The organism is Altererythrobacter sp. TH136 (assembly GCF_007065885.1).
Taxonomy (GTDB): domain Bacteria; phylum Pseudomonadota; class Alphaproteobacteria; order Sphingomonadales; family Sphingomonadaceae; genus Tsuneonella.
In genome coordinates this window covers 1545029-1568618 of the sequence record NZ_CP041409.1, presented here as the reverse complement: position 1 = coordinate 1568618, position 23590 = coordinate 1545029, and the positions used below count along the sequence as shown (strand labels likewise).

The 23590-nt window shown below is 66.6% G+C and carries 31 protein-coding genes; 18 read left to right on the top strand and 13 right to left on the bottom strand.

From position 1 onward, the window contains the following. Positions 1-177: 177 nt before the first annotated feature. A complete protein-coding gene (locus C0V74_RS12885; protein WP_168194181.1) occupies positions 178-318 on the bottom strand; it encodes a hypothetical protein in 141 nt (46 codons plus the stop codon). 221 nt (positions 319-539) lie between these two features. Next, positions 540-908: a response regulator gene (locus tag C0V74_RS07570; RefSeq protein ID WP_143251254.1), complete on the bottom strand. Its 369-nt coding sequence runs from the start codon at positions 906-908 to the stop codon at positions 540-542. Positions 909-970: 62 nt separating this feature from the next. On the opposite strand from C0V74_RS07570, the gene C0V74_RS07565 reads away from it, so the two are divergent. The 5 genes from C0V74_RS07565 to C0V74_RS07545 are packed head-to-tail and all read left to right on the top strand — an operon-like array spanning position 971 to position 4268. After that, positions 971-1285 (top strand): DUF3572 domain-containing protein, encoded by a 315-nt coding sequence (locus tag C0V74_RS07565; protein ID WP_306769225.1) that lies wholly within the window; start codon positions 971-973, stop codon positions 1283-1285. After that, a complete protein-coding gene (locus tag C0V74_RS07560; protein ID WP_143251253.1) occupies positions 1282-1929 on the top strand; it encodes an HAD family hydrolase in 648 nt (215 codons plus the stop codon). The genes C0V74_RS07565 and C0V74_RS07560 overlap by 4 nt, the downstream gene beginning before the upstream one ends. Next, positions 1926-2384: a RidA family protein gene (locus C0V74_RS07555; RefSeq protein WP_143251252.1), complete on the top strand. Its 459-nt coding sequence runs from the start codon at positions 1926-1928 to the stop codon at positions 2382-2384. Before C0V74_RS07560 ends, C0V74_RS07555 begins: the two co-directional genes overlap by 4 nt. Further along, positions 2359-3129 carry a glycerophosphodiester phosphodiesterase family protein gene (locus C0V74_RS07550; protein ID WP_143251251.1) on the top strand — a complete coding sequence of 257 codons (771 nt, stop codon included), beginning with the start codon at positions 2359-2361 and terminating at the stop codon, positions 3127-3129. Before C0V74_RS07555 ends, C0V74_RS07550 begins: the two co-directional genes overlap by 26 nt. Beyond that, the gene (locus tag C0V74_RS07545) at positions 3126-4268 is read left to right on the top strand and encodes a GNAT family N-acetyltransferase (RefSeq protein ID WP_143251250.1); all 1143 of its coding nucleotides are present in this window, start codon (positions 3126-3128) and stop codon (positions 4266-4268) included. Before C0V74_RS07550 ends, C0V74_RS07545 begins: the two co-directional genes overlap by 4 nt. On the opposite strand, the gene C0V74_RS07540 is transcribed toward C0V74_RS07545, so the two are convergent. Beyond that, positions 4265-4588 (bottom strand): sel1 repeat family protein, encoded by a 324-nt coding sequence (locus tag C0V74_RS07540; protein ID WP_131622860.1) that lies wholly within the window; start codon positions 4586-4588, stop codon positions 4265-4267. The two genes, C0V74_RS07545 and C0V74_RS07540, sit on opposite strands and share 4 nt — an antisense overlap. Before the next feature lie 280 nt (positions 4589-4868). Between C0V74_RS07540 and dksA the strand changes: the two genes are divergently transcribed. From dksA to C0V74_RS07515, 5 genes are all read left to right on the top strand, one after another. Beyond that, positions 4869-5324: an RNA polymerase-binding protein DksA gene (gene dksA, locus C0V74_RS07535; RefSeq protein ID WP_131622858.1), complete on the top strand. Its 456-nt coding sequence runs from the start codon at positions 4869-4871 to the stop codon at positions 5322-5324. A 124-nt stretch (positions 5325-5448) separates the two neighbouring features. After that, complete coding sequence (locus C0V74_RS07530) at positions 5449-5832, top strand: PilZ domain-containing protein (RefSeq protein WP_131623082.1); 384 nt, start codon at positions 5449-5451, stop codon at positions 5830-5832. A 66-nt stretch (positions 5833-5898) separates the two neighbouring features. Further along, positions 5899-7341, top strand: a complete 1443-nt coding sequence (locus C0V74_RS07525; RefSeq protein WP_349236029.1) for an ABC transporter substrate-binding protein — start codon at positions 5899-5901, stop codon at positions 7339-7341. Between the two features lie 20 nt (positions 7342-7361). Beyond that, positions 7362-7784 carry a DUF4112 domain-containing protein gene (locus C0V74_RS07520; protein ID WP_143251248.1) on the top strand — a complete coding sequence of 141 codons (423 nt, stop codon included), beginning with the start codon at positions 7362-7364 and terminating at the stop codon, positions 7782-7784. Positions 7785-7819: 35 nt separating this feature from the next. Then, positions 7820-8611, top strand: coding sequence for a tryptophan 2,3-dioxygenase family protein (locus C0V74_RS07515; protein ID WP_143251247.1), 792 nt, complete (start codon positions 7820-7822; stop codon positions 8609-8611). 37 nt (positions 8612-8648) lie between these two features. Here C0V74_RS07515 and C0V74_RS07510 read toward each other — a convergent pair whose 3' ends face one another. Then, a complete protein-coding gene (locus tag C0V74_RS07510; protein WP_246844794.1) occupies positions 8649-9083 on the bottom strand; it encodes a DUF983 domain-containing protein in 435 nt (144 codons plus the stop codon). A gap of 156 nt (positions 9084-9239) precedes the next feature. Continuing rightward, positions 9240-9848 (bottom strand): HNH endonuclease, encoded by a 609-nt coding sequence (locus C0V74_RS07505; RefSeq protein WP_207912329.1) that lies wholly within the window; start codon positions 9846-9848, stop codon positions 9240-9242. 135 nt (positions 9849-9983) lie between these two features. Between C0V74_RS07505 and gluQRS the strand changes: the two genes are divergently transcribed. The 5 genes from gluQRS (at position 9984) to C0V74_RS07480 (ending at position 12929) form a co-directional block, all read left to right on the top strand. Beyond that, positions 9984-10811, top strand: coding sequence for a tRNA glutamyl-Q(34) synthetase GluQRS (gluQRS, locus tag C0V74_RS07500; RefSeq protein WP_143251245.1), 828 nt, complete (start codon positions 9984-9986; stop codon positions 10809-10811). A 9-nt stretch (positions 10812-10820) separates the two neighbouring features. Next, positions 10821-11048 (top strand): HIG1 domain-containing protein, encoded by a 228-nt coding sequence (locus C0V74_RS07495; RefSeq protein ID WP_131622846.1) that lies wholly within the window; start codon positions 10821-10823, stop codon positions 11046-11048. A 19-nt stretch (positions 11049-11067) separates the two neighbouring features. Then, positions 11068-11643, top strand: coding sequence for a cob(I)yrinic acid a,c-diamide adenosyltransferase (locus tag C0V74_RS07490; protein WP_143251244.1), 576 nt, complete (start codon positions 11068-11070; stop codon positions 11641-11643). Between the two features lie 62 nt (positions 11644-11705). After that, positions 11706-12575 (top strand): 3-hydroxyacyl-CoA dehydrogenase NAD-binding domain-containing protein, encoded by an 870-nt coding sequence (locus tag C0V74_RS07485; RefSeq protein ID WP_143251243.1) that lies wholly within the window; start codon positions 11706-11708, stop codon positions 12573-12575. Positions 12576-12629: 54 nt separating this feature from the next. Further along, positions 12630-12929: a hypothetical protein gene (locus tag C0V74_RS07480; RefSeq protein WP_131622840.1), complete on the top strand. Its 300-nt coding sequence runs from the start codon at positions 12630-12632 to the stop codon at positions 12927-12929. Positions 12930-12941: 12 nt separating this feature from the next. On the opposite strand, the gene C0V74_RS07475 is transcribed toward C0V74_RS07480, so the two are convergent. Both C0V74_RS07475 and mutS read right to left on the bottom strand, forming a co-directional pair. After that, positions 12942-13292 carry a hypothetical protein gene (locus tag C0V74_RS07475; RefSeq protein WP_143251242.1) on the bottom strand — a complete coding sequence of 117 codons (351 nt, stop codon included), beginning with the start codon at positions 13290-13292 and terminating at the stop codon, positions 12942-12944. A 36-nt stretch (positions 13293-13328) separates the two neighbouring features. Continuing rightward, positions 13329-15914 carry a DNA mismatch repair protein MutS gene (gene mutS, locus C0V74_RS07470; protein WP_143252223.1) on the bottom strand — a complete coding sequence of 862 codons (2586 nt, stop codon included), beginning with the start codon at positions 15912-15914 and terminating at the stop codon, positions 13329-13331. Positions 15915-16051: 137 nt separating this feature from the next. On the opposite strand from mutS, the gene C0V74_RS07465 reads away from it, so the two are divergent. Both C0V74_RS07465 and C0V74_RS07460 read left to right on the top strand, forming a co-directional pair. Next, on the top strand, positions 16052-18313 hold the full coding sequence (locus tag C0V74_RS07465; protein WP_143252222.1) for an NADP-dependent malic enzyme: 2262 nt from the start codon (positions 16052-16054) through the stop codon (positions 18311-18313). A gap of 53 nt (positions 18314-18366) precedes the next feature. Then, positions 18367-18747 (top strand): hypothetical protein, encoded by a 381-nt coding sequence (locus C0V74_RS07460; protein WP_143251241.1) that lies wholly within the window; start codon positions 18367-18369, stop codon positions 18745-18747. Positions 18748-18803: 56 nt separating this feature from the next. Here C0V74_RS07460 and C0V74_RS13025 read toward each other — a convergent pair whose 3' ends face one another. The 5 genes from C0V74_RS13025 to C0V74_RS07435 all read right to left on the bottom strand — a co-directional run bounded on the left by C0V74_RS13025 (position 18804) and on the right by C0V74_RS07435 (position 21271). After that, entirely contained in the window at positions 18804-19193 is a 390-nt protein-coding gene (locus C0V74_RS13025) for a hypothetical protein (RefSeq protein WP_210413397.1), read from the bottom strand. A gap of 192 nt (positions 19194-19385) precedes the next feature. Further along, positions 19386-19892: a PA2169 family four-helix-bundle protein gene (locus C0V74_RS07450; protein WP_131622830.1), complete on the bottom strand. Its 507-nt coding sequence runs from the start codon at positions 19890-19892 to the stop codon at positions 19386-19388. Between the two features lie 143 nt (positions 19893-20035). Then, positions 20036-20404, bottom strand: a complete 369-nt coding sequence (locus C0V74_RS07445; RefSeq protein ID WP_143251240.1) for a hypothetical protein — start codon at positions 20402-20404, stop codon at positions 20036-20038. A gap of 122 nt (positions 20405-20526) precedes the next feature. Further along, positions 20527-20862, bottom strand: a complete 336-nt coding sequence (locus C0V74_RS07440) for a zf-TFIIB domain-containing protein (protein WP_207912321.1) — start codon at positions 20860-20862, stop codon at positions 20527-20529. Positions 20863-20968: 106 nt separating this feature from the next. Next, a complete protein-coding gene (locus C0V74_RS07435; protein WP_143251239.1) occupies positions 20969-21271 on the bottom strand; it encodes a DUF1294 domain-containing protein in 303 nt (100 codons plus the stop codon). Between the two features lie 126 nt (positions 21272-21397). On the opposite strand from C0V74_RS07435, the gene C0V74_RS07430 reads away from it, so the two are divergent. Next, positions 21398-22033 carry a hypothetical protein gene (locus C0V74_RS07430; protein WP_246844793.1) on the top strand — a complete coding sequence of 212 codons (636 nt, stop codon included), beginning with the start codon at positions 21398-21400 and terminating at the stop codon, positions 22031-22033. 162 nt (positions 22034-22195) lie between these two features. On the opposite strand, the gene C0V74_RS07425 is transcribed toward C0V74_RS07430, so the two are convergent. After that, positions 22196-23263 carry a ribonucleotide-diphosphate reductase subunit beta gene (locus tag C0V74_RS07425; RefSeq protein WP_143251238.1) on the bottom strand — a complete coding sequence of 356 codons (1068 nt, stop codon included), beginning with the start codon at positions 23261-23263 and terminating at the stop codon, positions 22196-22198. Positions 23264-23590 lie beyond the last annotated feature (327 nt).

Below are 23590 nucleotides of genomic sequence, written 5' to 3'. Positions count from 1 at the left end.
GCACTGCGGCGGGAAAAAGGCTCCCCGCTACTGCGATATGGGCCACGCTTGTCAAGCTTCGCGGCCCCTGGCGCTCGATGGCGCGCCGCCGGCCAGCCTGGCGGACGAGAACCCGGGCCTTACAAAAAAAACGGGGCCCCGCAGGGCCCCGCTTCATATCAGTAGGGTCGAAAGCGCTCAGGCGCTGACCGAATCGTCGTCGCCGCCGATGCCGACGATGCCGATGATCACGGCGACCAGTGCAAGGACGACGAACAGTGCGGTCCGGCCTTCGCTGGCGCCTTCGGCCTCGACGGCAGAGTCGGACGACTGGGCCATCACTGGCGCAGCCGAGAGTGAAAGCGCTGCAGCCGCGGCCGCAACTTTAACAAGACGCATTTTTGAATTCTCCGGTTTTTCGAGGGGCCGCGCATAGTCGATTTCCCTCGCAAAGCCAACTCATTAGCGATGCAAATGAGCCACACCTCCCGGCTGACAAGTACCGACGTCCCCGCGCGCCATTTCCGACGTGATGACCAGCGCGCGCCGATCTTGGCGCTTTATCCTTCGACCAGCCCCCGCACCGCCGCCATGAACGGCCCGATCGACACCGGTTTCGACAGATATCCGCTGGCGCCCGCGTCACGGATGCGGTCCTCGTCACCCTTGCCGGCGTAGGCGGTTACCGCCAGCACCGGCGTGGTGTGCAGCCCGGCATCCCGCCGCATCGCGGTGATCAGGTCGACGCCCGAGACATTCGGCAGCTGGATGTCCATGATGACGAGATCGGGCGCGAACGCGCGCGCGGCGTTCAGCACCAGCTCGCCGTCGGCCACCGGCTCGACCTCGAACCCGCTCGCCCGCAGCACGTCGCAGAACAGCTTCCGGTTGAGGTCGTTGTCCTCGACAACCAGAATTCTCTTTGCCACTGCGGGCGCTCTCCCCATCTACCGGTGCGCGTTGCACGTGCCGCGCTTAGGTCGCATCGAGGATACTGACAATCACCGCCGAAGCTTCGCATCACGCAGGAGACGCCGACACCCTGGCCCTCTCGGCGCTCGCCTGGGTGCTCGCCGACCAGGACCGCGCCGACCGCCTGCTGGCGCTGACCGGCCTCACGCCCGAGGTGCTGCGCGAGCGGCTGACCGATCGCGCGGTGCTGGCCGCGGTGCTCGAATACCTCGCCGGGCACGAACCCGACCTGGTGCTGGCCGCCGACGCGCTCAACGTCACGCCCGACCGGCTGGTGCGCGCGAGCCAGGAACTGTCGGGCCATGGACTGTCCAATGATGGATTCGCCCGATGAGCCGCCCGCTGGTGATCTCCGACTGCGACGAAGTGCTCCTCTACATGGTGACGCACTTCAAGGACTGGCTGGAGGAAGGGCAGGGCGTCACCTTCGACATGATCGGCAACGATTTCGCCGGCGCGATGCGCTGGCAGAAAACCGGTGAGGTGGTCGAGCCGACCGAGGTGTGGGGTTTCCTGCGCGGGTTCTTCGACACCGAGATGCACCGCCAGAAAGCGATCCCCGGCGCGGTCGAGGGGATCAACGCGCTCAGCCAGCAGGCTGACGTGGTGATCCTGACCAACCTGACCGACCGCCACCGCGAGATGCGGGCGGAGCAGCTCGCCAACGTCGGGATCAACGCGCGAGTGTTCACCAACCAGGGGCCGAAGGGCCCGGCGCTGAAAGCCATCATGGACGAATACGCGCCCAGCCGCGCGGTGTTCATCGACGACCTGGCGCAGCACCACAAATCCGCCGCCGACACCGTGCCGCACCTGCGCCGCCTGCACCTGTGCGGGGAGCCGACGCTGGCGGGGCGCATCGCGTGCGCGCACCAGGCCGGCGACGCCCACGCCCGGATCGACGCGTGGGACGAGGCCCTGCCCTGGCTGCTGGGCGAACTGACCGATCAAGCAACCGAGGAAGCGGAACCCGCATGAGCATTGTAGACCGTCTGGCCGAACTGAAGATCACCCTGCCGCAGGCCGCCGCGCCGGTGGCGGCCTATGTCCCCGTCGTGATCTCCGGCAACGTGGCGTACGTTTCGGGCCAGCTCCCGTTCGTGAATGGCGAACTGGTCAAGGGCCGGCTGGGCGAAAGCGTGCCGTTGGATGACGGGGTCGCGGCGGCGCGCGCGTGCGGGCTGATGATCCTGGCGCAGCTCAAGGCGGCGCTCGGCTCGCTTGACCGGGTGGAACAGGTGATCAAGCTGGGCGCGTTCATCAGCTCCACGGCCGATTTCCAGGATCAGCCGCGCATCGCCAACGGCGCCAGCGAGCTGATGGCGGACGTGTTCGGTGACGCCGGCAAACACGCGCGCAGCGCGGTCGGGGTGCCGGTGCTGCCGCTGGGTGCCGCGGTCGAGGTCGATGCGATTGTCGCTATCCGCGATTGACGCCGTGCTGGCGCCCGCGCCCGATCCGGCGCGGGTCCGCTGGCTGGGCGCACACGAATACGCGCACCGCGGGGTCCACGCCGCGCTGGCGGTGGAGAATTCCCCCTCCGCGTTCGCCGAGGCGATCTTCCGCGGCCTGGGCATCGAATGCGACGTCCAGGTCAGCCGGGATGGCGAGGCGCTGGTGTACCACGACTGGGAGCTGGACCGGCTGACCGGCGAAAGCGGGCCGGTCGCCGCGCGCGACGCGGCCGAGCTGGAAACCATCGCGCTGCGGGGGAGCCCCGACAGCATCCCCACGCTCGCCCGGCTGCTCGCGCAAGTCGCCGGACAGGTGCCGCTGCTGGTCGAGATCAAGTCGAAGCGCGGCCGCGATCCGGTGCCGCTGTGCCGGGCGGTGCGGCGCGCGCTCGAGGGGTATCGCGGTCCCGTAGCGGTGATGAGCTTCGATCCGCGAGTGCCAAAATGGTTCAAGGATCATGCTCCGCTCACCGTGCGGGGGCTGGTGGTGACGGAGGAGGACAACCGCGGGGTGCGGGGGCGCCTCGGCCGGCACCTGGCCCTATGGCACTGCCGACCCGATTTCCTCGCCTACGATGTGCGCGATCTGCCCAGCCGCTTTGCCGCCGCCCAGCGCGCCCGCGGCCTGCCGCTGCTCGCCTGGACGGTCCGCTCGCCCGAATTGCGGACGCGGGCCGCGCTTCATGCCGATGCGCCGATCGCCGAAGGCGCGGGGCTGGAATGAGCGAATTGATCGCGCGGATGGCGGGCTCGGTCGGTGAATTGCCGGCCGCCCAGTGGGACGCGCTGACGGATGGCGGCAATCCGTTCATGTCCCACGCCTTCCTCTCCGCGCTTGAGGATTCGGGCAGCGTGGGCGAGGGGACCGGCTGGCTCCCCGCCCCGCTGGTGATCGAGGACGGGGTCCAATTGGTCGCGGCGCTGCCGGCCTATCTCAAGGGGCACAGCCAGGGCGAATACGTGTTCGACCATTCGTGGGCCGATGCGTGGGAGCGCGCCGGCGGGCGCTATTATCCCAAGCTGCAGATCGCCGCGCCCTTCACGCCGGCCACCGGCCCCCGCGTGCTGACGCGCGATCCCGCGCTTGCCGGGCCGCTGCTCGGCTTCGCTGCGAAGTTCATCGAGGGGAACCATCTCTCGTCCGGGCACGCTACCTTCATCGAACCGGCGCAGACCGCGCTGTTCGAACAGGCCGGCTGGCTGCTGCGGCGCGATACACAGTTTCACTGGCACAATCGGGGCTATGCCAGCTTCGACGATTTCCTCGGAGCGCTTGCCAGCCGCAAGCGCAAGTCGATCCGCAAGGAACGCGAAGCGGCGCAGGACGGGGTGACGATCCGCCGCCTGACCGGCAGCGACCTGCGCGCCGAACACTGGGATGCGTTCTGGCTGTTCTATCAGGACACCGGCGCCCGCAAGTGGGGGCAGCCGTACCTGACGCGCGTGGCCTTCGACCTCATCGGCGAACGGATGGCGGACCGGATCCTGCTGGTGCTGGCGTTCGATGGCGACCAGCCGATTGCGGGTGCGCTCAACTTCATCGGTTCAGAGGCGCTTTATGGCCGTTACTGGGGGGCTACCCAGGACCGGCGCTTCCTCCATTTCGAGCTGTGCTATTACCAGGCGATCGACGCCGCGATCGAACTCGGCCTCGCTCGAGTGGAGGCCGGCGCGCAAGGCCAGCACAAGATCGCCCGCGGGTATGAGCCTGAGGAAACCACCTCGGCGCACTGGATCGCCGATCCGGGGTTCCGGTCGGCTGTCGCCGATTTCCTCGAACGGGAACGGCAGGGCGTCGCGGTCGATGCCGAATGGCTCGCCGGGACAACGCCGTTCCGCAAGGGTCCCGTGCCCAACCGTTAGGCAGCCCGGCGCTGGCCCGCGCTGAGCCACTGGCGGGCGCGGCGTTGCGCTTCGGCGATTTCGCGGGCGGTCATTTCGTCGGACACGTCGGCCCGGCACCAGGCGGCTTCCTCGTGACCGCGCGATGCGGCGAGGTTGAACCACTTGTGCGCCTCGATCAGGTCGCAGGTGACGCCGTGGCTGCCGGTCGAGAACGCAACGCCGAGGTCGTAGTACGCCGACGTGTCGCCCTGTGCCGCGGCAGCCAGGCAGTGTGCCACCAGAGCGTCCACCGGCGGCGCGGCGATGCTGGCGGCACCTTCGATCTTGATCAGTTCCATGATTTCGTCCCCCAAACCGGCAGGCTCCCCAGCCGCCGTGTCCGCAATTTCATCCGCGCATGGTCAACAAATCGTTAACGGCGCGGCGGGAAAAGCGACCGGTGATGCCCGGGACGTTATGCGCGGCTTAAGCTTGCCGCCATTAGGGGCATCCATCCGAAAGCGTGCTTGTGCGCGTTCGGACGCATCCCTATAGGCGCGCCAACGCCACGGGGGTGGCTCCTAGCGACCGGCACGTCCGGTGCCTTGCGGAGCGGGACGGCGAACGGAGAGGACATCGATGGCCACTGCGGCAAACGACATCGACGTACTGGAAAAAGCGCGTCGCGCGCTCGCGCCCGACTATGCGCCGTCAGACGACGAACCGTACATGGGGCCGGCGCAGCAGGATTACTTCCGGCTGCTGCTGCTCGAATGGAAACGCTCGATCCTGTCCGCGTCGACTGCGACGCTGCAGTCGCTACAGGATGGCCCTCTGCGCGAGGCCGACCTTAACGACCGGGCCTCCAGCGAAACCGACTGGGGCATCGAGTTGCGCACCCGCGATCGCCAGCGGAAATTGATCGCCAAGATCGACGCCGCGCTGCGCCGGATCGATGAGGGCGAATACGGATACTGCGAGGTCACAGGCGATCCCATCGGTCTCAAGCGACTGATCGCACGTCCGGTCGCGACCATGACGGTCGAAGCACAGGAAGCGCACGAGCGGCGCGAAAAAATCTCGCGCGACGACTGACTTGACCCAGTCGATACGGGCTGCCGCTTAAACTTTCCTTAGCCGGTCGCGGTTAACCCACCGGCAGGACAATGCCGCGGTCGCGGCGGCGCGGCCAATACTTGCGAAGGAAACAGCCCTCCCGATGTCCGGCGTCGACACCCGTCATATCAACCGGGACAGCTTGTTCCTGATGGCCGACGTGCGGGTTGACGGGGACCATGCGAGTCACCGGGTCAAGGTCCGCAACCTGTCCGCTGGCGGCATGATGGCCGAAGGCGAGTTGGCGGTGGTGCGCGGCGCCCGCGTGACGATCGAACTGCGCAACCTGCCGGTGATCGAAGGCAGCATCGCGTGGGTGCAGGACAACCGGTTCGGCATCGCTTTCGCGCACGAGATCGATCCCAAGGCTCCGCGGACCGCGGTGAACGCCAGCGGCGACCTCAGTACGCCGCGCTACGTGCGGCCCGCTTCCATCTTCCCCAACGGGATCCCGATCACCGACCCGGGCCCCTTGCGTAAAATCTGATCCGCTGGCCAACGGCGCTGACGCAGCCGCCCGGACCTGCTACCCCCCCCGCCGATGCGTGTTCGGGTGCGATTGGCGATACTTGCGGGGCTTGGGCTGCTCGGCGCTTGCGGGGCGTCCGACGACGGTGAGACGCTGCAGATCGCGTTCATCGGCGAGCCCGGCGATCTGCGCGACACGGGCTTGCGCCTGTCTCCGCCCGCGCAGCAACTCCGCGCCGCCACGGCCGAAGGGCTGGTTTCCCTCGACGCCCCCGGCGAAGTGATCCCCGCGCTCGCGGAGCGCTGGATCGTGACCGAGGACGGGCTCAGTTACATCTTCCGGTTGCGCAATTCCGATTGGCGCGACGGTACCCCGATCCTTGCCGAGGATGTGCGCGACTCGCTGAACCGGACGATCCGTGCCCTGCGCGGAACCTCGCTCGGGCTCGATCTCGCGCCCGTATCCGAAGTGCGCGCTATGACCGGGCGGGTGATCGAGATCCGGCTGTCCAGTCCGGTGCCTGACTTCCTCCAGCTTCTGGCGCAGCCTGAGCTGGGCGTGCTGCACAAGGGAGCGGGCGCCGGCCCGATGACGCTGGAGCGCAAGGGGGCATTCGCGCAACTGGAATTGCTGCCGCCCGAGGCGCGGGGCCTGCCGATGCGGGAAAACTGGCGTCGCGGTACGCGCGAACTGACCGTGCGCGCGCTGCCCGCCGAAGATGCGGTCGCGGCATTTCGCGACGGCACGGTCGAGCTGGTGCTCGGCGGCCGCCTGGCAACCCTGCCGCTGGCCGATGTCGGGCCACTGTCTCGCGGGACGGTGCGGCTGGATGCGGCGCAGGGCGTCATGGGGCTACAGGTCGTGCGGCCCGCGGGGCTGCTCGCTGACCCCGCCCGCCGCGAGGCGCTGTCGATGGCGCTCGATCGTGAAACCCTGCTGGCGCCGTTCAACGTGGCGGGCTGGCTGTCCAGCACTAGGATTGCGCCGGCGGCGACGGCGGGCAACGCCCCCGAGCGGTGGGCGGGACTGACTCTTGAGCAGCGCCAGGCGATCGCCCGCCAGCGGATCGCCGCCGTCCGCGGATCGGACCCCGCGACCGTTCGCGTCGCCCTGCCGCCGGGACCGGGATCGCGGCTCTTGTTTGGCCAGATCGCCGAGGATTGGGCCGCGATCGGGGTAACGGCGATGCTGGCGCAGGAAGGACAAGCGGCTGACGTCGAGTTCGTCGACACGGTCGCGCGCATGGGCGGGCGCGCCTGGTATCTCAACCAGTTCGCCTGCCGAGTGCGGCGCGCGCTCTGCTCTGCCGAGGCAGACCAGTTGGTCGCCGCCGCCGCGGCAGAGCCCGACCCCGTTGCGCGCGGGACCATGCTGGCCGAGGCGGAGGAGCGGCTGACCGCCCTCAACGCTTTCATCCCGCTGGGCGCGCCGGTGCGCTGGTCGCTGGTGCGCGGTGACATCGACGGGTTCGTGGACAACCGCTGGGGCCTGCATCCCTTGTCGCCGCTCGCCTTCGGGGCCACATGATCCAGGCAAAGGAACCGCCGATGGACCAACCGAACCGCACGAAAGCTCGCCCGATGGGCATCGACCTGCCGATCGGCAGCGATCCCGCATCGGTGCGCCGGCGGATCGAGGCGATGGAGCAGTTGCTGGAGAGCAGCTTCGCTCTCCCGGGGGTCGACCGCCGCATCGGGCTCGATTCGCTCGTCGGACTGGTGCCGGTGGTGGGCGATTTTGTGACCGCCGCCATGGGCATGTGGATCGTGTGGGAGGCGAAGAACCTGGGGCTGCCCAAGTGGAAGCTGATGCAGATGACCGGCAACGTCGCGTTCGATACGGCAGTGGGTTCGATCCCGGTGCTGGGGGACGCGTTCGACTTCCTGTTCCGGTCCAACAGTCGCAACCTCAAGATGGTCCGCCGCCATCTGGACAAGCATTACCCGGCGCTGCGCACGATCGACGGGTAGTTCCGCGGCGCGTCGCTTTCGCGTAGGCGGCGTCGATGGCCAGCGAAGTCACGTATTCGAGCTACCTCGACCTCGACCGCATCCTGTCGGCGCAGCATCCCAGCTCGGGCGCGCATGACGAGCTGCTGTTCATCATCGTCCACCAGGCCAGCGAGCTGTGGCTCAAACTGTGCCTGCATGAACTGAACGCCGCCCGGGCGGAGATTGCCGCCGATGACCTGCGGCCGGCGTTCAAGATGCTGTCGCGCGTGGCGCGGGCGCAGAACCAGCTGATCTCGTCGTGGGATGTGCTGAGCACGATGACCCCGGCCGATTACTCCCAGATACGCCCCCACCTCGCAAGCTCCAGCGGGTTCCAGAGCGCGCAGTACCGGCTGATGGAGTTCCTCCTCGGCGGGCGAAACCCCGACATGGTGACGATGCACGAGGCGACGCCGGGCGTTGCGGCAGCCTTGCGAGCCGAACTCGCCCGTCCGAGCCTGTATGACGAGGCCGTCCGCCTGCTCGCCAGGCGCAGCTTCGCTATCCCCGAGCCCGTGCTTGTGCGTGAGCATCAGCGCGGCTGGACGCCGTCGCCCGAAGTCGAGGCGGCCTGGGCGGCGATTTACCGCGATCCGGAACAGTACTGGGATCTCTATGAACTGGCTGAAAAGCTGGTCGACCTGGAATACCACTTTCAGCGCTGGCGCTTCGGGCACCTGAAGACGGTCGAACGGATTATCGGCTTCAAGCGTGGCACCGGCGGGACGGCGGGGGTGGCCTATCTCGGAGGCGTGCTCAAGCAGGTGTTTTTTCCTGAACTGCTGAGCGTGAGAACCGCGATCTGACCGGGCGGCCGCGTGGCAGGGCCGGGCGGAGCGCTGCTCAGCGCTTGGGTTTGCCTTCCTGTTTTTCGTCCTCTCGCGCGTGCATGTCGGCCCACAGCTTGCCGGTGCCGGCCTCCAACGAACGGTTCACGAACTGGGATGCGACCAGCCATCCCTTGATCGGGCGCAAGGGGAGCAAGCATCCCAGACTCATCAGGGGGATCGCGATAGCCACCAGGAGCGGAACGGGAACCTCGTGCGCGACCTGCAGCCAGACGATGAAGAACAGCAGCGGGAACGCGACGAAGGTCAGCGAGAAGAACGCGGGTCCATCGTCGGGTGACGCGAAGCGGTAGTCCAAGCCGCAAACTTCGCACCGGTCGCTGATCTTGAGCCATGACTTGAACATGTGGCCGGTGCCGCAGCGCGGGCACAGACCCTTCCAGCCCGACTTGAAAACCCAGGCCCAGTCGACCTTGTCATGTTCATCCAAAATGCGGCTCCGTCATCCTGTCCGCTGCACATGGGCACGGTGTGCTGCGGCTGCCAGTGGACAAATCGTCCATGGCGGCGGCTGATCGGGGGTGAATGAACCGGGGCCGGGCGACAGGCTGGGCAAATACTTGGACCAGCCCGTGCTGCACGTCGCTCAGGCTTCCAGCTCGATGTCCCAGTAAAGCCAGTCGCGCCAGGTTTCGTGCAGGTATCCGGGCGGAAACGCCTTGCCATGCTGGTGGAGTTGCCAGCTGGTCGGGCGGATTGGCGGAACGCGGGGGTGCATCTGCGCCTGGGCGGGGGTGCGGCCGCCCTTGCGCATGTTGCACGGGGCGCAGGCGGTGATGATGTTCTCCCACGTGGTGCGCCCGCCCAGCCGGCGCGGGACTACATGGTCAAAGGTCAGGTCGCGCTCGCTGCCGCAGTATTGGCACGCGAACCGGTCCCGCAGGAACAGATTGAAGCGGGTGAAGGCGGGAAACTCGCTCGGCCGCACGTACTGCCGGAGCGCGATCACACTCGGGATCTGCATGTCCAGGTTGGGCGAATGGACGCAGCGTTCATAGGCGGCGACGATGTCCACCCGTTCCAGGAACACTGCCTTGATCGCGGTCTGCCACGGCCACAGGCTGAGCGGATAGTACGACAGCGGGGTGTAGTCCGCGTTGAGCACCAGCGCCGGACAGCTATCCAGAGCGCGCGCAGGGTCTTCCTCGACGCTGCGGAAGCGGGCTGCTCGCTCGATCAGTTGGGCATTGAACACGTGGGTGCTGCGCCTCCGATTGATCCATCGGAGCATTTGCCCGCGAATGCGTCAACCCGGTGAAGGTTCGCCCATCCACAAGCACGTCCGCCGGTCGTTGGGCATCGCGCGCCGCTGCGCTAACGACGTCCTACGATGGAGGTCACCCGGTTTGCGCCCAGTCCCAATGGCCCGCTGCACCTGGGTCACGCCTATTCGGCAATCGTCGCGCACGACCTCGCGCGGGCGCGCGGCGGGCGGTTCCTGCTGCGGATCGAGGATATCGACGGCGCCCGCAGCCGGCCCGAACTGGCCGCTGAATTCCGCGCCGACCTCGCCTGGCTGGGGCTGGAGTGGGAGGATGTGCCGGCGCAGTCGGCGCGGCTGCCACGCTATGAAGCGGCGGCGGAGCGCTTGCGGGAAATGGGTTTGTTGTATCCCTGCACCTGCACACGAGCCGAGGTTGCGGCTGCGGCCCGCGAATCCGGGCCGGAGGGGCCGGTCTATCCCGGCGCCTGCCGCGCAAGCTCGGCCGATCCGACCGGCGCCGCCTGGCGGCTCGACGTGGCGCGGGCAATGGCGCGGACCGGGCCGCTGGAGTGGGTGGACGAACTTGCCGGCCCGCAGCAGGCGCGGCTTGAATTGCTTGGAGACGTGGTGCTGATGCGCAAGGATGCACCGGCGAGCTATCACCTGGCCGCGACGGTTGATGATGCGGCCGATGGCGTGACCCTCGTCACCCGGGGGCGGGACCTGTTCGCGGCGACCCATGTCCACCGTTTGCTGCAAGCACTGCTCGGTCTACCGGTGCCGCGGTGGCATCATCACGGCTTGCTGGTGGAGCCCGATGGCCGCAAGCTCGCCAAGCGGCGCGGCTCACCGGGACTTGATCAGCTACGGCGTGCCGGCAGAGATGGCATGGTCCTCGCAAATAGCCTGCGCAATCACCGTTTCCCCGCTGGCATTTCGATCGATCGCGCCTAGATTGGACCCATGAACACGCTCCTCATCATCATCCTCGTCGTCCTCATGGGTCTGGTGGTGGTTTCGCTGGTGCGGGGGATCGTGGCGTTCCTGCAATCGCACAAGGCGGACATCGACGCAGGCGGGCAGCGGCAGCAAGACATGCAGCTGTTGCAGAACAAGATGATGTTCAACCGGATCAAGTATCAGGCGCTGGCCATCGTCGTGGTGGCGATCATCATCTCGATCGCTCGCTGACCACCCAACTCCGCCGCACATGGTCAAGCTCAACAAGATCTACACCCGCACCGGTGACGATGGGTCGACCGGCCTCGTCGATGGCTCGCGCACGGCCAAGCACTCCGCGCGGATCGAGGCGATCGGCGCCGTGGACGAGGCAAATTCCGCGATCGGTCTTGCCGCGGCTGCCGCGGCTGCCGTGGCGGCAGGGGAGCGCGGGGAATTGTCCCGGATTCAGAACGACCTGTTCGATCTCGGCGCGGACCTCGCAACGGCGGGCGACGATTTCACTCCGTCCGATATGGTACTGCGGATCGTGCCCGGCCAATCAGAATGGCTCGAGACCCGCATCGACGCCGCGACTGAGCGGCTGGCTCCGCTGACCAGTTTCGTCCTGCCTGGCGGTAGCGAGGCGGCGGCGCGGACGCACGTCGCGCGGGCGGCCGTGCGCCGGGCCGAGCGGGCGATGACCGCGCTGGCCGATCATGAGCCGGTGAACCCCGCTGCGCTTGCGTACATCAACCGGCTGTCCGATTATCTCTTCCAGTTGGCGCGGCTGTTCAACGATGATGGGCGCGCCGACATCACCTGGATTCCGGGCGCAAACCGCTAGCCAAGCATTCGGGCCGCCGCTAACCCCCCGCCTTTGCTGCAAGTGCGAAGGAGTTTCAGGCGGTGCAAACGATCGGTATTATCGGCGCGGGGCAGATGGGTTCCGGCATCGCCCAGACGATCGCGCAGCACGGCATGAAGGTGCTGCTATCCGACATTGACCGGCCCGCCGCAGAGCGCGGTAAAGGGGCGATCGACACGGCCCTGACCCGGCTGGTAGGACGCGGAAAACTTCAGGCGAACGAGGCCGAAGCGATCTTGGCTCGGATCGAGCCCGTTGCCGATCTCGCTCCCATGGCGGCGGCGAGCTTTGTGATCGAAGCGGCCACCGAGAACGAAAGCGTCAAGCAGGCCATCTTCGAACGCGCCGGCAAGATTCTGGGCGCCGATGCGATCATGGCGAGCAACACCAGTTCCATCCCGATCACCCGCATGGCCAACTGGACGCCCGACCCGGCTCGCTTCATCGGCCTGCATTTCTTCAACCCGGTGCCGGTGATGGGCCTGATCGAGGTCATCCCCGGCCTCGCGACCTCCTCCGATACGATCGCCAGGACCCGCGCCCTGGCAGAGGAGCTGGGCAAGGAAGTGGTCGAAGTGCAGGACGAGCCCGGCTTCGTGGTCAATCGGATCCTGGTGCCGATGCTCAACGAGGCGGTCTTTGTCCTGGGGCAGGGCACCGCGAGCATCGAGGACATCGACAAAGGCTGCCGGATCGGCCTCAACCACCCGATGGGGCCACTCGAACTGGCGGATTTCATCGGCCTCGACACCTGCCTCGACATCGTGCGGGTGCTGTACACCACCACCGGCGACAGCAAGTATCGGCCCGCGCCGTTGCTGATGAAATACGTCGAGGCGGGGTGGCTCGGGCGCAAGACGGGCAAGGGGTTCTACGACTATTCGGGTGAAGCGCCGGTACCGACGCGCTGAGCGGGAACGGCGGGGCTTCATCGACGGTTGAACGGCCAAAGGAGTATCACCCAGATGGCCACCGATCCCAACCTCGCCCCCGAAACCCACAATTCCGAACAGGATGACGAACAGGAACAGGCTCAGACCGTTGCCGACCAGGCGAACGCGCTGCGCAAGGGCGATCCCACGTCCAGCATCAAGGTAGGCGGCGGCGACGTCCAGGATCTGGTCGACCACATGCGCGATATGGAAAGCTCGGGCCGAATCGACATGGGCGCCTATGAAGGCGAAGAAAACATGGACGATAACGAGGACAAGTACGGCGAAGACAAGAAGCCGGACCCGGACCTTCCGTCAGACGGCACGTACTAAAAACTTTAATCCCTACGGTTCAGCCGCAGGGACTTCGTTGGAAACGATCACCACCTCGTCAGACGGTTCCTCGGCACTCATGTCGTCGGGGATGAAATCGTCCGCCGGGGTGGGGTCCTCCCCCACGGCGGGGTCGATCAGCTCCTCGTCGGAAGCAAGCTCCATCGCGTCCGGCTCGTCCATAATCTCGGCAGCTGGCTCCTGTGTGGCAGAGGAAAACTGCTCCGCTTGAGCGCGCGTTTCGGCCAGTTGGCCGGCCGCTTCTTGGATGGCGCCGCTTTCGCGGTCGGTGCCTACGAGCTTGGTCACGCCCGCCAGGGTCAGGCAGACGAACAGCAAAGCGAACCAACGGTTGCGAAACATGTACCCGCGCATGAACAGCCGGTTACGCGCAACAGGTTAAGCTTCGCTTGCGCCGGCTTCCCGTTTGAGATCGTACAGCAATTCAAACGCTTCGCGCGGCGTCAGCGCATCGAGGTCGAGCGCCTGGAGTCGATCGCGCAGCGCGTCGCATTGCTCTTCCGCGGCCTCCGCAGCCGCGGCGAACAAGGGCAGGTCTCCCAGCCCGGCGGCGAGGCCGCCAGTTTGCGCGCGACCTTTCTCCAGCTTGTCGAGCACCGCCTTGGCCCGTGACACTACCGCCGGCGGCACCCCGGCAAGGCGCGCGACCGCCAGGCCATAACTGCGATCGGCTGGACCCGTCGCCAGCTCATGCAACAACACCAGGTCGCCCTTCCACTCGCGCGCGCGGACGTGATGCAGCGAGAGCGCATCGCAACTGTCGGCGAGGCGCGAAAGCTCGTGATAGTGCGTAGCAAACAGGCAGCGGCTGCGATTGCTCTCGTGCACCGCTTCGGCAACCGCCCAGGCGAGGGCAAGCCCATCGTACGTCGAGGTGCCGCGACCGACTTCGTCGAGGATCACGAATGACCGCTCGGTCGCTAGCGCAAGGATGGCGGCGGTTTCGACCATTTCGACCATGAAGGTCGATCGTCCGCGCGCGAGGTTGTCGCTCGCCCCCACCCGGCTGAACAGGCGGTCGGTCAGCCCCACGGTCGCACTCGTGGCCGGGACGAAGCTGCCGGCCTGCGCGAGCAGCACGATCAGCGCGTTCTGGCGCAGGAAGGTGGATTTGCCGCCCATGTTGGGCCCGCCGATCAACCAAAGCCGGTCGGACTGCGACATCAGGCAATCGTTCGCGACGAACCGTTCCCCGCGCGCTGCCAGTGCGGCCTCGACAACCGGGTGGCGCCCGCCCTCGACGCGGAGCACCGGCTCATCATCCAGCTGCGGGCGGGCCCAGCCGCCTTCGGCGGCCCGTTCGGCATGGCTCGCCGCCACGTCGATCCGCGCCACCGCAGCGGCGGTGCCGGCGATCGTTTCGCGCGCGGCGGTGACCTCTGCCACCAGTTCCTCGAAGTGCGCGTCTTCCGCGGCCAGCGCATGTCCGCCCGCCTCGGCGATGCGGCTCGCTTCCTCATGAAGGCTCAATGAGTTGAACCGCACCGCGCCCGCCATTGTCTGGCGATGGGTGAACCCGCTCTCGGACGCCATCAACGCATCGGCGGCGCGCGCGGGCACCTCGATGAAATAGCCCAGGACCCCGTTATGCCGAATCTTGAGCGCGGCGATGCCCGTCTCCGCGCGGTACTTGCCTTCCAGCGCGGCGATCGCCCGGCGAGCATTGCCGGACGTGCGGCGCAGATCATCGAGCGCAGCGTCGTAGCCTTCGGCGATATAGCCGCCTTGGCCACGCTCGGTAGGTGGCGCGGGGACCAGCGCGCGGTCGAGCAGATCCGTCAGCGCGCCGTGCCCGCCAAGCTTGGGAAGCAGCGCCTCCAGTAGAAATGGACGGTCGGCTTGGCGCGCGAGGTGATCGCGGATCCTGCGCGCTTCGTTCAGCCCGTCGCGCACCTGGCCCAGATCGCGAGGGCTGCCCCGGCCGGCGACGACCCGCCCGAGTGCGCGGCCGATGTCGGGCAAGGCCCGCAGGGCAGCACGCAGGTCGGCGCGCAGCAACGGGTCGGCCTGCAGCCATGCGGCGAACGCCAACCGTTCCTCGATCGCATTCCGCGCGGTGAGCGGTGCCGAAAGATCATCTGCGAGCTGACGGGCGCCGGCTCCGGTGACGCATCGGTCGACCGCTGCCAATAGCGAGCCCGCGCGGCCGCCTTGGGTGCTCTCGGTTATCTCCAGGCTCGCCCGGGTTGCCGCGTCCATCGCCAGCGTCGTGCCGCTCTCGCGCGCCACTGGCGGCAACAGCAGCGGCAACTTTCCGCGGCCGGCATGTTCCAAGTAAGCGATCAATCCGCCCGCCGCGGCCAGCATCGCTCGGGAAAACTGGCCGAACCCATCCAGCGTCCCGACGCCGTGCACGCGGCACAGCGAGGCGGCCCCCCGGTCGCTTGAAAAGCCCTCCCGCGAACACGCGATGACCCCTTCGGGCGCCCCGTCCCATCCTTCGGGCGCGACCGTTTCGCTGGGAGAGAGCCGCGCGAGCGACGCGCCCAGATCACTCGCCGCGCACTCTTCCAGCGCCATCATGCCGGTGGAGATATCGACGTGCGCGATGCCGCAGGTGCCGCGCAATTCGCACACCGCCGCCAGCAGGTTCGCGCGGCGCGGCTCCAGCAGCGCCTCTTCCGTGAGCGTCCCCGCGGTCACGAAGCGAACGATCTCGCGGTTGACCAGCGCCTTCGATCCGCGCGCCTTGCGGGCTTCTTCCGGGCTCTCGGTCTGCTCGGCGATGGCGACCCGGCAACCCGCCTTGATCAGCCGCGCCAGATAGCCTTCCGCCGCGTGCACCGGCACCCCGCACATCGGGACCGGCGCGCCGTCATGTTCGCCGCGGCTCGTCAGCGCGATGTCGAGCACGCCCGCGGCGGTCCGGGCATCGTCGAAGAACAACTCGAAGAAATCGCCCATGCGGTAGAACAGCAGGCAGCCCTCCGCCTGCGCCTTCAGCGCCTGGTACTGCGCCATCATCGGAGTTGAACCGCCCGCCACCGGGCGGCGTTAGCCCGAGGCAGCGCGATTCGAAACGGGGCTATCCCCGGTTGCCCCCTGTTGCGGGTGCCCGAGTTCCGTTACGGCGCGGACGAGCGACAATGAAAGGTGCCACCTTGGCCGACGAGAAGCCCACCGCCTTCACCGCGCGCGAGGCGCTGTTCTACCACGAGACGATCCGCCCGGGAAAGATCGAGATCGTCGCATCGAAGCCGATGGCGACCCAGCGCGACCTCAGTCTGGCATACTCCCCTGGCGTGGCAGCACCCGTACAGGCGATCGCCGACGATCCGGCGAATGCAGCCAGGTACACCGCGCGATCGAACCTGGTCGCAGTAATCTCCAACGGCACCGCCATCCTGGGCATGGGCAACCTGGGCGCGCTGGCGTCGAAGCCGGTGATGGAAGGCAAGGCGGTGCTGTTCAAGCGCTTCGCCGATGTCGACTCCATCGACATCGAACTCGACACCGAAGACCCCGAAAAGTTTATCGAGGCGGTCGCGCTGATGGAGCCGACCTTCGGCGGCATCAACCTGGAGGACATCGCCGCGCCCGAATGCTTCATCATCGAGCAGGCCTTGCGCGAACGGATGAACATTCCGGTCATGCACGACGACCAGCACGGCACCGCGATCATTGCCGCCGCCGGCCTGATCAACGCCTGCTACCTGACCGGGCGCGATCTTAAGGACGTACGCATGGTGGTGAACGGCGCGGGCGCCTCCGCGCTTGCTTGCACCGCGCTCATCAAGGCGTTGGGAGTCCCGAGTGATCAGGTGATCGTGTGCGACCGTTCGGGCCCGATCTATCCGGGTCGCGACGGCGTCGATCAATGGAAGAGCGCGCACGCCACGGCGACCGAAGCTCGCAGCCTGGCCGAAGCGCTGGTCGGGGCAGACGTGTTTCTCGGCCTGTCGGCCGCAGGCGCGCTCAAGCCCCAGTGGGTCGAGAAGATGGCCGACCGGCCGATCATCTTCGCCATGGCCAACCCGGATCCCGAGATTCTGCCCGAGGATGCCAAAGCCGTGCGTCCGGACGCGATCATCGCGACCGGGCGGTCGGACTACCCCAATCAGGTCAACAATGTCCTCGGCTTCCCGTTCATCTTCCGCGGCGCGCTCGATGTGCAGGCGACCGCGATCAATGAAGAGATGAAGATCGCCGCCGCCGAAGCGATCGCCAGCCTGGCGCGCGAGCGGGTGCCGGACGAGGTTGCCGCCGCGTACGGGGTGAACCACAAGTTCGGTACCGACTACATCATCCCGGCCCCGTTCGATCCGCGATTGATGGAGGTGGTTTCATCCGCAGTGGCACAAGCGGCGATGGATACCGGCGTTGCCCGGGCCCCGATCACTGACATGGCGGTCTATCGCCAGAGCCTGAAGGCGAGGCTCAACCCGACGACCTCGGTTCTCACGCGGGTGTACGAGAACGCCAAGGCTAATCCCAAACGGGTGGTCTTCGCCGAGGCCGAGGAGGATGTCGTGCTGCGCGCCGCGATCCAGTTCCGCGATTTCGGCTACGGCACCCCGATCCTGGTCGGCCGGACGAAGGCGGTGGTCGACAAGCTGCATATGCTGGGTGCCAGTGATCCCGGCGGTTTCGAGATCCAGAATTCGGCCGACAGTCACCTCGTGCCGCCAATGGTGGATTACCTCTACGAGCGGCTTCAGCGCCGGGGCCGCACGGAGCGCGATGTGCGGCGTCTCGTGAACCAGGAACGCAATGTGTTCGCCGCGCTGTTGGTTGCGCTGGGTCATGGCGATGCGGTGATCACCGGGCTGACCCGCACCTTCGCCCAGAGCATGCGCGAGATCGGCATGGTCCTGAATGCCAAGGAAGGCGCGGTGCCCTTCGGCGTGCATCTGATGATCGGCAAGAGCTACACCGTGTTCCTCGCCGACACGACGATCAACGAACGCCCCAGCGCCCCGCAACTGGCGCACATCGCCCGCGAAACCGCCGCCGTCGCACGGCGACTGGGCCATGAACCCAGGGTCGCTTTCCTCAGCTATTCCACGTTCGGAAATCCACCGGGGCAGTGGCTGGACAATATCCGCGACGCGGTGGCGATCCTCGATGCGGAGCAGCCGGGCTTCGAATACGAAGGCGAGATGGCACCCGACGCCGCGCTCAATCCAAAGGTCATGGCGCTTTATCCGTTCAGCCGCCTATCGGCGCCGGCCAACGTGCTGATCATGCCCGGTCTGCAATCGGCAAACCTGTCGGCCAAGCTGCTGCGGGAACTCGCCGGAGCAACGACGATCGGACCCATGATGGTGGGCATGGAAAAGCCGGTGCAGATCGCGCCGATGACCGCAATCGCGCCCGACATCCTGACGCTGGCGGTGTTGGCGGCGGCGGGCGTGGTCGGGTGATTTATTCGCCGCCTTGAGGCGATCCCTTAACCCTCGTGCGGGAGGGAGGGGGAATGGCCAAGCTCAACCGACCCAAGCTCGCGACCCACTATTCCGGCCCCCGCGCCGGGCCGCGCGATTGCGTCAGCCTGGAGGGGCGCTGCCGCGTGGGCGAGGGTGAGGCGACCCGGATCGCGGTGCTGGATCTCGATAGCGGTGGCTGCCGGGCCAAGGGCATCACTGCCGCCGTGACCAAAGTCGATCCACTGCGGCTCTGGCTGGGCGAAATCGGACCGATCGCGGGCCGGCTGCGTTGGGCCAAGCGCGGCAGCGTTGGCATCGCGTTCGACGAACCACTGGACGAGATGACGCTCGCCCGGATCGTGGAAACGGCCGCGCCAACTCCAGTGGCCGAGGTCATCCCGCTACGGCGGCGCTTGCCGACAGCAGGCTGAAACAGCAACGGCCGCCCCCCGACGGGAGCGGCCGTGCCGAAGCTTGCAATTAGCGATTATTCGCCGTTTGAGCCGAAGTCAGACTGGCTGCGCTGCGACCGATCGCCTGACGAAGAACGCTCACTGTCGGAGCCGGCATCCCATTCTTCTTGCGAAGCCTGGTCGGCCCGCTGGCTCTCTTCGCCAAAATCGCTACCGGCCTGGTTCGAACCGCTTTCGCCGGGCTGCTGACCAGACTGCTGGTTCTGCTGCCCCTGCTGGGGAGGCTGCTGGCCGCCGTATCCGGCACCGCCGGACTGCTGCTCCTGCTGGTCGGACCGCTGGCTGCCGGACTGCTGGTTTTGCTGTCCGCTCTGCTGCCCGCGACCGTCGCTGCCGCCGGATTGCTGGCCCTGCTGGCCTGATTGCTGGTTTTGCTGACTGTTGTCGTCCCGCTCGTTGTTCATGGCTCTCTCCTGCTCTTATTTTGATGTGTCCGCGTGTGCCGGACATACCAATCGAACGGGCGATGGAGCGGGAAGGTCCGCTGCTTGCGCCAAAAGGTTAACGCTCTGCGCCGGAGCGTTTACGACCTGGCAAAACGAAGGCGGCGCCTCTATCGCTGGAGACGCCGCCTGCAAATAATCTGTTCAGCTCGATCAGGTGATGGCGTGCTTGAGCTGGCTCATCTCGTCATGACCGGCTTTGACCGACTGCCACGCTTCCTCGACCGCGGAACGGGCCTCAACCGGCAAGTCGGCGTTGCGCAGCGCGGTCTCGAACTTCTCTTTCAGATAGTCCTCGCCGCGCTCCACTTCCTTGACGATCGCCTCGTCATCGCGGCCAACAACCGCTTCCTTGAGATTGATCCACCCGCGGTGGATCGCGGCGGTGGTGCTGCCGTCATCTTCCGGGTTTCCGCCGAGGCGAGCGGTCGCCGCCTGCAGCTTGGTCACGGCCTGCTGGCGTTCCTGAGCCCGCGCGTTGAACATCTGGGTATAGCGCTCGTTGGTCGTGTCGGCGGCTGCCTTCTGGTAGCCGTCGACCGAATCGATGAGCGTCGCGGTCAGCGTCTTCAGCACCGTAGTGTCACCGGCATCGTGGCCGTTGTCGTAAAAGTTGCCGCTGCCGCTCTGGCCGGTGCGCGTATAGCTGTCGTTTTCCATCGTCGTGCGATCCTTCTGAACAATTGTTTGGGGGCTTGGTTGATGAAGCGCGCGTCAAGCCGCGTTGTTCCGGCTGGCGTGTCACCGCGCGGCGAGCCGGTGTGGAGGCGCGCCGCGCGGTGCGAAGGGTACGTCCCCCGGCCTTAGGCTCGTGAGCCAGCCTGTTCGTTCTCCACGCTCGTCCCATCGCCGCGACCCGTGCCGAGTTCGGCGTCATTGTTGCTGGCGCCGGGCGCGCGTTGTTCGCGCGACTGGTTCTGCTGCTGCTGCTGCTGCTGTCCGCTAGCGCGGTCCTGGTCCGCGAAGTCGCCATTGGTCCCGGCGCCCTCATTGCCCGCTTCCGCAGCAACTGGGACCGATGCGGCGGTGGTGGTGCCGCCCTGCTGGTCCTGAAGCGAGCCCGACTGGCCATCGCCCTGTTCGAACTGTCCGCCGCCCTGGCTGCCGCCCATGCCCACTTGCGCGAACTGGTTGGGGCCGTTGCCGGGAGTCTTTTCGCCTTGATATGGCATGATGTGCGTCCTCTCGTGTCTTGCCCGCGGTTGCGGGCGCATGAGGACAAGGCTTCAGGGCTGAAGGCGGTTCCAATCTTGCGCTGTGGTGCAGGACGGCGGCTCGCCGGCTACCTAAGCGGTCAGTCGAAGATGTCTTCGAGCCAGCTTTTGCGCTTCTTGTAAGGCTTACCGTACGGCTGCTGGCCATAAGGCTGTGCGTAATGCTGACCAGTGTGCTGGGTGTGATGCTGGTCATGCGCGGAATACCCCGGCGCGCCGCGCTGCGGCTGCTGAGGCGGTGGGGGGGCGGCATCGGCGGCGCTGCGCTCGATGATCTTGTCGAGTTCCCCCCGGTCCAACCACACGCCGCGGCACTGCGGGCAATAATCGATCTCCACTCCTTGCCGATCGCTCATCGAAAGCGGCACCCGGCAAACCGGGCAGGACATGGCGGCGACTTCGGCTTCGGTGCGCATAGCGTTCCTCTCGCGTTGTTATCACCTACGAGATGGGGGGGTAGCCCGGCGGGATCAAGCAATCCGCCCTGCCGCTGGAAGCGGGGCGACGGCTAAGGCAGGGGCTTCAACCAGTCAGGAACCAGGTCGCGCCGCCGCCGATAGCCGACACCTGCAACACTACGATGGCGAACAGATGGTCGGAGAAGGGCTGCTTGCGGGTCTTGTGGCGGAACACATGGCGTCCGGCGTAGGCACCCGGCGTGCCGCCCCAAAACGCCAGGGACAGCAAGGTGCGCTCGGGAATGCGCCGGAGGCCAGCTTCGGCTCGCCGCTTGTCGACCCCGAAGGACGAAAAGGCGGCCAGATTGATCGCTCCCAGCGCAAGGGCGCCGAGCGGCACGAGATGAGGCCCAATCGGCGCGTCCATGAGCGCGTCATGGTGTGATGATCTTGCAAAATGGTTGAGCGCCCCCGACCAACGCGCGTGACCAAGGCAAGGCGCGGGTGTGCCGCCGATTGCAGGGAGTGCGCCGGGGTGCCAGAACTGGGCCCCATGATCCGCTACCTCGCTTCGCTGTGCGCCGCCACGTTGCTCACCGGGTGCGTCACCACGCCCGCGCCATCCGGTCCCCAGACTGCGTTTTGGAGTGCGCTCGCCAGCCATTGCGGCAAGGCGTATGCCGGTCGTCTGGTAAGCAATGAAGCGCCCGACGCGGCGATGCGCGGGATGGACCTGGCGATGCACGTGCGCCGCTGTGAGGACCACCGGATCGAAGTTCCGTTCCACGTTCGCCAGGCTGACGGCAGCTGGGATCGGTCGCGCACCTGGATCTTCACTCGCGCCGGGAACGGGAGCGGGAGCGATAGCGGCCTGCGCCTCAAGCACGATCACCGGCACCAGGATGGCAGTAGTGACGTGCTAACGATGTACGGCGGCGACACTGCCACCCCGGGTACCGCCCGTGCGCAGGATTTCCCCGTCGACGACGAAAGCATCGCCCTGTTTCGCCGCGAAGACCGCGCGGTATCGGTGACCAATGTGTGGCGGGTGGAGGTGGACCCCGCGGGAACCCCCAACGCTCGCTTCGCCTACCAGCTCGGCCGCGCGGCACCCAACGCGCGGCATTTCCGGGTCGAATTCGACCTCACCCGCCCGATCGCCCCGCCGCCCGCGCCGTGGGGTTGGTGAGGTAGAATAAAGACTGGTTCGCCGGTTCGGTCTCGAAGTTGATTTATCGCTGAACCCGCTTCCGCCATCGAGACCGAGGTCTGAAATCAGCGTGTGCTGCTGCATAATCCCGGCGATGAGGTACCGTCAAAAGTCGTAGATCAGGGCGACGCGTGTCAGGTGTTACTCCGCCGCCACGGCCCCATCGTTATCCCCGAACAACCCCGGCTCGCTCGCCAGCTCGGCGACGTCGTTCGCCCCGTCGGCCGCCTTCGCCTTGCGGCGCGAGTCGAAGCTCGTCCACACGTCGCCCCAGTTGCCGCGGGTGGCGGCCTTGGAATACTCGGTCGCGCGGGTTTCGAAGAAGTTGGCGTGCTCCACCCCGTTCAGCAGCGGGGCGAGCCAGGGCAGGGGGTGATCCTCAACCATGTAGATCGGCTGGAAGCCGAGCTGCCCCAGCCGCCAATCGGCGATGTAGCGGATGTAGCGCTTGATCTCCTTGGCGCTCATGCCCGGAACCGGACCCGCCTCAAACGCCAGGTCGATGAAGGCGTCTTCCAGCCGCACCGTCTTCTGGCACATGTCCATGATGTCTTCCTTGACCGCCTTGGTCAGGCACTGGCGTTCCTGGGTGAAGGCGTGGAACAGGCGGGTGATGCCTTCGCAGTGCAGGCTTTCGTCGCGCACGCTCCAGCTGACGATCTGGCCCATGCCCTTCATCTTGTTGAAGCGCGGGAAGTTCATCAGCATGGCGAAGCTGGCGAACAGCTGCAGCCCTTCGGTAAAGCCGCCGAACATCGCCAGCGTGCGGGCGATATCCTCGTCCGTGTCGACCCCGAACTGCGCCAGGTAGTCGTGCTTGTCGCGCATTTCCTGGTATTCCAGGAACATGCCGTATTCGCTTTCGGGCATGCCGATGGTGTCGAGCAGGTGGCTGTACGCCGCGATGTGGACCGTCTCCATGTTGGAGAACGCGGTCAACATCATCTTGACCTCGGTCGGCTTGAACACCCGGCCGTACTTGTCGTGGTAGCAATCCTGCACCTCGATATCGGCCTGGGTGAAGAAGCGGAATATCTGGGTGAGCAGGTTGCGCTCGTGCTCCGACAGCTTCTGCGCCCAGTCGCGGCAATCCTCGCCCAGCGGCACTTCTTCCGGCAGCCAGTGGACCTGCTGCTGGCGCTTCCAGAAGTCGTACGCCCACGGATATTCGAAGGGCTTGTAGGTCTTGCGGGCTTTGAGCAACGACATGTTGTGGCTCCGGGGTCTTCTGCGGTGATCAGGCGTGAGCGGTTAACATAGTCATTTTGGCCGCCGATTCGACAGGTAATCTGAAGATTGATGCGGGGATAACCATCCACTGGAACGCACCAGTGAGGGCGACGTTAGGCGGTTAACGGTCGGCGTGGTTTCGAGCCCACCTGACCGCATGAGGGAAACGCGGCTCGCCTGCTTTCCCCTTTCGCGGGTTGAGTACCGCACCCCTCGCGCTCCCCCGGCCATCCGGGGGAGCGCATTGCGTTTGGCCCCGGCTCTCTCAGGCAGAGCATTATGCGTCATTCCGCCATCGCGGGAGCC

Bases quoted from the DNA above. Each gene is read 5' to 3' on its own strand.
- C0V74_RS07425 (WP_143251238.1), bottom strand. From the start codon at position 23,263: ATGTCGTTGCTCAAAGCCCGCAAGACCTACAAGCCCTTCGAATATCCG.
- C0V74_RS07545 (WP_143251250.1), top strand. From the start codon at position 3,126: ATGAGCGAATTGATCGCGCGGATGGCGGGCTCGGTCGGTGAATTGCCG.
- C0V74_RS07530 (WP_131623082.1), top strand. From the start codon at position 5,449: ATGTCCGGCGTCGACACCCGTCATATCAACCGGGACAGCTTGTTCCTG.
- C0V74_RS07450 (WP_131622830.1), bottom strand. From the start codon at position 19,892: ATGGAAAACGACAGCTATACGCGCACCGGCCAGAGCGGCAGCGGCAAC.
- C0V74_RS07560 (WP_143251253.1), top strand. From the start codon at position 1,282: ATGAGCCGCCCGCTGGTGATCTCCGACTGCGACGAAGTGCTCCTCTAC.
- mutS (WP_143252223.1), bottom strand. From the start codon at position 15,914: ATGATGGCGCAGTACCAGGCGCTGAAGGCGCAGGCGGAGGGCTGCCTG.
- C0V74_RS07480 (WP_131622840.1), top strand. From the start codon at position 12,630: ATGGCCACCGATCCCAACCTCGCCCCCGAAACCCACAATTCCGAACAG.
- gluQRS (WP_143251245.1), top strand. From the start codon at position 9,984: ATGGAGGTCACCCGGTTTGCGCCCAGTCCCAATGGCCCGCTGCACCTG.
- C0V74_RS07460 (WP_143251241.1), top strand. From the start codon at position 18,367: ATGGCCAAGCTCAACCGACCCAAGCTCGCGACCCACTATTCCGGCCCC.
- C0V74_RS12885 (WP_168194181.1), bottom strand. From the start codon at position 318: ATGGCCCAGTCGTCCGACTCTGCCGTCGAGGCCGAAGGCGCCAGCGAA.
- C0V74_RS07550 (WP_143251251.1), top strand. From the start codon at position 2,359: ATGCGATTGTCGCTATCCGCGATTGACGCCGTGCTGGCGCCCGCGCCC.
- C0V74_RS07555 (WP_143251252.1), top strand. From the start codon at position 1,926: ATGAGCATTGTAGACCGTCTGGCCGAACTGAAGATCACCCTGCCGCAG.
- C0V74_RS07515 (WP_143251247.1), top strand. From the start codon at position 7,820: ATGGCCAGCGAAGTCACGTATTCGAGCTACCTCGACCTCGACCGCATC.
- C0V74_RS07540 (WP_131622860.1), bottom strand. From the start codon at position 4,588: ATGGAACTGATCAAGATCGAAGGTGCCGCCAGCATCGCCGCGCCGCCG.
- C0V74_RS07440 (WP_207912321.1), bottom strand. From the start codon at position 20,862: ATGCGCACCGAAGCCGAAGTCGCCGCCATGTCCTGCCCGGTTTGCCGG.
- C0V74_RS07495 (WP_131622846.1), top strand. From the start codon at position 10,821: ATGAACACGCTCCTCATCATCATCCTCGTCGTCCTCATGGGTCTGGTG.
- C0V74_RS07435 (WP_143251239.1), bottom strand. From the start codon at position 21,271: ATGGACGCGCCGATTGGGCCTCATCTCGTGCCGCTCGGCGCCCTTGCG.
- C0V74_RS07490 (WP_143251244.1), top strand. From the start codon at position 11,068: ATGGTCAAGCTCAACAAGATCTACACCCGCACCGGTGACGATGGGTCG.
- C0V74_RS07520 (WP_143251248.1), top strand. From the start codon at position 7,362: ATGGACCAACCGAACCGCACGAAAGCTCGCCCGATGGGCATCGACCTG.
- C0V74_RS13025 (WP_210413397.1), bottom strand. From the start codon at position 19,193: ATGAACAACGAGCGGGACGACAACAGTCAGCAAAACCAGCAATCAGGC.
- C0V74_RS07430 (WP_246844793.1), top strand. From the start codon at position 21,398: ATGATCCGCTACCTCGCTTCGCTGTGCGCCGCCACGTTGCTCACCGGG.
- C0V74_RS07445 (WP_143251240.1), bottom strand. From the start codon at position 20,404: ATGCCATATCAAGGCGAAAAGACTCCCGGCAACGGCCCCAACCAGTTC.
- dksA (WP_131622858.1), top strand. From the start codon at position 4,869: ATGGCCACTGCGGCAAACGACATCGACGTACTGGAAAAAGCGCGTCGC.
- C0V74_RS07475 (WP_143251242.1), bottom strand. From the start codon at position 13,292: ATGTTTCGCAACCGTTGGTTCGCTTTGCTGTTCGTCTGCCTGACCCTG.